Origin of the sequence: Allofournierella sp., from assembly GCF_017889395.1 — a bacterium.
Lineage (GTDB): Bacteria > Bacillota > Clostridia > Oscillospirales > Ruminococcaceae > Allofournierella.
Map to the genome: position 1 here is coordinate 1 of NZ_JAGHKE010000122.1, position 4,658 is coordinate 4,658.

Genomic DNA, 4,658 nt, shown 5'->3' on the forward strand with positions numbered 1-4,658 from the left:
CGGACGAACGGCCCGAAGCGGAGCCGGTGTTCAGTTTACGGGGCTGTTTGGGTTCATTCATGGGTATCCTCCCTGGTTTGCATGCCGCGCTTCAGGTCCTCCAGGGCCTCGAGCGACAAGGGGTCGATGGATTTGCCGCATTCCTTCATCCATCCAATGTTCTTCTCCACGGCCGTGCAGACGGCCTTGTCCAGATCCTCCTCGGCGAGCCTGCGCAGCTCGTACACCTCCGGGTAGTCCCGCTCGGCGCTGATCATATCGCTCAGATAAATGATCTTGTCCAGCTTGGACATGCCGGCCTTGCCGGTGGTATGGCAGCGGATGGCGCTGACGATCTCCGGGTCGGTGACGCCCCATTCGGTCTGGGCCAGGATGGCGGCACAGATGCCGTGCCAGACCGGCGGGGGGCTTTTTTCGGCATTTTGTGCCATTATAGCATTGTTTTGCAATATCTGCAACAATTCCTCCCGGCTGCGCTCCTTCACCGCGTCATGCAGCAAAGCGGCCAGCTCGGCCTTGGCCGGGTCTGCCCCGTACTTTTCGGCCAGATGCACCGCCGCGTCCCGCACGTTGATGGTGTGGGTGTAGCGCTTTTGGGAAAGGCACGCCTTTACCATCTTCTGCGCTTCTTTTGCGTTCATGGGTCCTCAGCTCTTTTCGTATAAATGATACTGTTTGCAGATGTGCTGCACCAGAGGCGGCAGTGCATCCATGCCCAGCTTCCCAGCGCGCACGTCGCTGGAGGCTGCCTGCAGCACCGGGGCATGGGCGAAGACTACCCGGCCGCCCGCTGCTTCCAGATCCCGGGCCGCTGCCGCAAGGGATGCCGCATCGCCGCTGTAGCGGCTCTGGACCACCAGGGTGGTTTTCTCCAGCAGGCTCTGCCACTCCCTCCACTGGGTGAAGGTGGTGAGCATATCGCTGCCCACGCTGAGAAAGATCTCGGCGCCGGGGTAGCGGCTTTCCAGCATGCGCACCGTGTCGATGGTATAGTTCTTGCCGCCGCGGCCGATCTCCCAGTCCGAGACGGTGAGATCCGGGTGCAGCGGCGCAAAGCACTGGCACATGGTCAGCCGCAGGCTGGCCGGGGTGGCGCTGGCCGCCTTGTGAGGCGGGATGCCCGCTGGCATGACCACCACCTTATCCGGCTGCACCGCGTCGATGGCGCTCTGCAAAAGTCGCATATGGCCGTTGTGGGGCGGGTCAAAGGTGCCCCCGAACAACAGCAGTTTCATTGCACCATTCCCCCATCCTGCCCGGCCATGCATTCAAACAACGAGGCTTGCCGGGCAGATATTTCAAAAAAGTTACAAACAAATTGTAAACAATCTGTTTTTCGGGCCGTTTTTCGGCTGCTCAGCGGGCGGCCTTCAGGATATCCTCAAACTTGGACTCCTTCTTTTTCTTCAAAAACAGCACGAACTTGGAGCCAATGACCTGCACCACATCGGCGCCGGTGGCCTCGGCCAGAATGGCGGCGGCCTCCTTGGCGTTGTACATGCTGGTCTCCAGCACCTTCATCTTGATCAGCTCCCGGGCTGCCAGGCAATCGGCGGTGGACTTGATGAGCATCTCGTCAATCTCGCCCTTGCCGACCTGGAAGACCGGATCGAGGGTGTTGGCGGCGGCGCGCAGCGCGGCGCGTTGTTTACTGGTGAGCATAGTGTTCTCCTTATTTTCTATAGAATCAATTGTTTTTGGCTCAGCCCTCGTTCAGGAAGGCGGCCAGGTTTTTGTCCAGCAGGGTCATGGCCTTGCCCCGGTGGCTGATGGCGTCCTTTTCAATGGCCTCCAGCTCGGCATAGGTGCGGTCCTCGGTGTTGGGGCGCACGCCGCCCTCTGCCAGGCCCACTTCATCGGGCACAAACAGGGGGTCATAGCCGAAGCCGTTGGTGCCCCGGCGCTCAAAGAGCACCCGGCCCGGGCACTCGCCCAGATAGGTGACAAAGCGGCCCTCGGGCAGGTAGAAGCAGACGGCGGACACGAACTTTGCCGCCCGTTTGCCCTCCTCCACCCCGGCCAGCTCGGCCAGAAGCTTGTCGTTGTTGGCCTCGTCGTCGCCGTGGCGGCCGCAGTAGCGGGCGCTGTAAACGCCGGGCGCACCGCCCAGCGCCTCCACCATCAGGCCGGAATCGTCGGCCAGAGTGGGCAGGCCGCTGGCTTCACAGATGGCCTTTGCCTTGATGAGGGCATTTTCCGCAAAGGTGGTGCCGGTCTCCTCCGGCGCCAGGGTGATGCCCAGCTCCTTCTGGCTTTTCACCTCATGGCCCTGGGCCTCCAGAATGCGGCGGATCTCTTTTAACTTACCGGCGTTGCCGGTGGCTGCACAGATGAGCATTGGAATCTGTCTCCTTCGGATCAGTTTTCAGCAAACAGAGCGTCGGCAAAATCGTGGGGAGAGAACTCCATCAGGTCGTCCACTCCCTCGCCCACGCCCACAAAGCGCACCGGCAGGCCCAGCTTCTGCTTCACGCTGATGACCGCGCCGCCCTTGGCGGTGCCGTCCAGCTTGGTGAGCACGATGCCGGTGGCACCGGCGGAGCTGATGAACTGGGAGGCCTGATTGATGGCGTTCTGGCCAGTGATGGCGTCCAGCACCAGCAGGGTCTCCACGCTGGCAGTCTCACAGGCCTTGTGCACGCTGCGGCTGATCTTGCTCAGCTCGTTCATCAGGTTCTGCTTGTTGTGCAGACGGCCGGCGGTGTCGCAGATCACGATGTCGTAGCCACGGGCGGCGGCGGACTGCACCGCGTCGAAGACTACGGCGGCCGGGTCGGCGCCCTCGTTGTGGCGCACCACCGGCACATCCACCCGGTCGGCCCAGATGCACAGCTGCTCGGCGGCGGCGGCGCGGAAGGTATCGCCCGCGGCCAGCATCACCCGCTTGCCCTGGTCCTTATAGAGCTTGGCCAGCTTGGCGATGCTGGTGGTCTTGCCCACGCCGTTCACGCCGATCATCAGGATCACGGCGGGCTTGCCGCTCATGTCCATGGGGGCGTCCGCCACCAGCTCATCGGTGATGATGTCCTTCAGGGCGGCCAGCGCGTCGGACGCGGTCTTGATGTGGTTCTTGCGCACCCGGGTGCGCAGCTCCTCCACCAGCCGCACCGCCTCATCGGCACCGGTGTCGGCCAGGATCAGCTGCTCCTCCAGGTCCTCGTACATATGGTCGTCGATCTCGCCCGCGTTGAGCATGTCCAGAATGCCGGCAAAGAAACCCTTGCGGGTTTTGGCCAGGCCTTCATCCAGCTTTTTCTTCCGGCTGAAAAGTCCCATAATGTCTCCCCTCGTTTCCTTATGCCACACCGGTTAAGGCGGGCCTGTGGTTCGATTGCGTCCGCTTTTTGGCGGACAGTACTCTTCTTTTATATCACGAAACCAGCGTCGCGTCCACCTGTTCCAGGTCCAGACGCAGCAGCTTGGACACGCCGTCCTCCTGCATGGTCACACCGTAGAGCACATCGGCGGCCTCCATGGTGCCGCGGCGGTGGGTGATGACAATGAACTGGGTGTGGTCGGTGATGCGGCGCAGGTACTGGGCGTAGCGGGCCACGTTCACATCGTCCAGCGCGGCCTCGATCTCGTCCAGGATGCAGAAGGGTGCCGGGTTCACCGCCAGAATGGCGAAGTAGATGCTGATGGCCACCAGCGCCTGCTCACCACCGGACAGTGCGGCCAGGTTCTTGATGACCTTGCCCGGGGGCGACACCTGAATTTCGATGCCGCATTCCAGCACGTTCAGCTCATCGTCCAGCTTGAGGCAGGCGGTACCGCCGCCGAACAGCTCGGTGAAGATGCGGCCGAAGTTCCGGTTGATCTCGGCAAAGCTGCGGGTAAAGATGTCCTGCATTTCGGTGGAGAGCTCGGCGATCATTCTCGCCAGCTCGGTGCGGCTCTTCTCCACATCCTGCACCTGGTTCTTTAAGAAGGTGTAGCGCTCGCTCACCTCTTTGTATTCCTCGATGGCGCCCACGTTCACGTTGCCCAGAGCCCGGATACGGCCCCGGGTCTCGGCCACCTGGCGGCGCAGGTCGGCGGCGCTTTCAAAGGGCACGCAGAAGGACTGTGCATCGCTCATGGTCAGCTGGTATTCCTCCCACAGCTTGGCGATCAGCTCGTCGTACTCCTTTTCGGCGGCGGCCTTGCGCTCGTTCAGGCGGGCCATCTCCTGGCTCATCTTTTCACGCTCGTCGCTCACCGCCCGCTGGCGCTGGCTCTCGCTGCTGATGCTGCCTTCCTTCTGCATCCGCTCCTCGGCGGCCTTGCGGATGGCCTCCTCGGCCTCGCGGATGCGCCCGGCGCTCTTTTCCTTTTCCTCCTGGATGGTGCGGATGCTCTGCTCGTGCTCCTCGTTGGCCTTTTTCAGCCGCTCGATGTTTTCCCGCAGAGCCAGCTCCCGCTGGCCGCTCTCGCCGTGACGGCTTTCCAGATCCCGGATGGAGGCCTCGTGCAGGCTCACGTCCTTCTCGGCGGCCAGACGGGCCAGGCGGGTCTCGCTCAGCTCGTCGGACAGGCGGGCCCGGGTGGCCAGGAAGCTGTCGTCGCTTCCGGCCAGCTCGGCCAGCTCCGCCTCCAGAGCGGCGATCTGCTGGCCCAGACGAGTCTCCTCGGCCTTGGCCTCCTCCAGCTCCCTGCGGCTCTGGCGGATGGTCTCGTTC

General features: G+C 62.8%; 5 protein-coding genes and 1 pseudogene. All 6 read right to left on the bottom strand.

What is annotated here, in order from left to right:
- Positions 1-53 precede the first annotated feature (53 nt).
- Entirely contained in the window at positions 54-641 is a 588-nt protein-coding gene (yqeK, locus tag J7G73_RS12335; protein ID WP_291246474.1) for a bis(5'-nucleosyl)-tetraphosphatase (symmetrical) YqeK, read from the bottom strand.
- Positions 642-647: 6 nt separating this feature from the next.
- Positions 648-1,235: a nicotinate (nicotinamide) nucleotide adenylyltransferase gene (nadD, locus tag J7G73_RS12340; protein ID WP_158097482.1), complete on the bottom strand. Its 588-nt coding sequence runs from the start codon at positions 1,233-1,235 to the stop codon at positions 648-650.
- Positions 1,236-1,356: 121 nt separating this feature from the next.
- Positions 1,357-1,662 carry a YhbY family RNA-binding protein gene (locus tag J7G73_RS12345; protein WP_087181547.1) on the bottom strand — a complete coding sequence of 102 codons (306 nt, stop codon included), beginning with the start codon at positions 1,660-1,662 and terminating at the stop codon, positions 1,357-1,359.
- Positions 1,663-1,702: 40 nt separating this feature from the next.
- On the bottom strand, positions 1,703-2,338 hold the full coding sequence (gene rdgB / locus J7G73_RS12350; protein WP_291246475.1) for an RdgB/HAM1 family non-canonical purine NTP pyrophosphatase: 636 nt from the start codon (positions 2,336-2,338) through the stop codon (positions 1,703-1,705).
- Between the two features lie 20 nt (positions 2,339-2,358).
- Entirely contained in the window at positions 2,359-3,276 is a 918-nt protein-coding gene (gene ftsY / locus J7G73_RS12355; protein WP_291246476.1) for a signal recognition particle-docking protein FtsY, read from the bottom strand.
- Positions 3,277-3,370: 94 nt separating this feature from the next.
- A pseudogene (locus tag J7G73_RS12360) lies at positions 3,371-4,658 on the bottom strand (chromosome segregation protein SMC); the annotation flags it as partial.

Bases quoted from the DNA above. Each gene is read 5' to 3' on its own strand.
- yqeK (WP_291246474.1), bottom strand. From the start codon at position 641: ATGAACGCAAAAGAAGCGCAGAAGATGGTAAAGGCGTGCCTTTCCCAA.
- nadD (WP_158097482.1), bottom strand. From the start codon at position 1,235: ATGAAACTGCTGTTGTTCGGGGGCACCTTTGACCCGCCCCACAACGGC.
- J7G73_RS12345 (WP_087181547.1), bottom strand. From the start codon at position 1,662: ATGCTCACCAGTAAACAACGCGCCGCGCTGCGCGCCGCCGCCAACACC.
- rdgB (WP_291246475.1), bottom strand. From the start codon at position 2,338: ATGCTCATCTGTGCAGCCACCGGCAACGCCGGTAAGTTAAAAGAGATC.
- ftsY (WP_291246476.1), bottom strand. From the start codon at position 3,276: ATGGGACTTTTCAGCCGGAAGAAAAAGCTGGATGAAGGCCTGGCCAAA.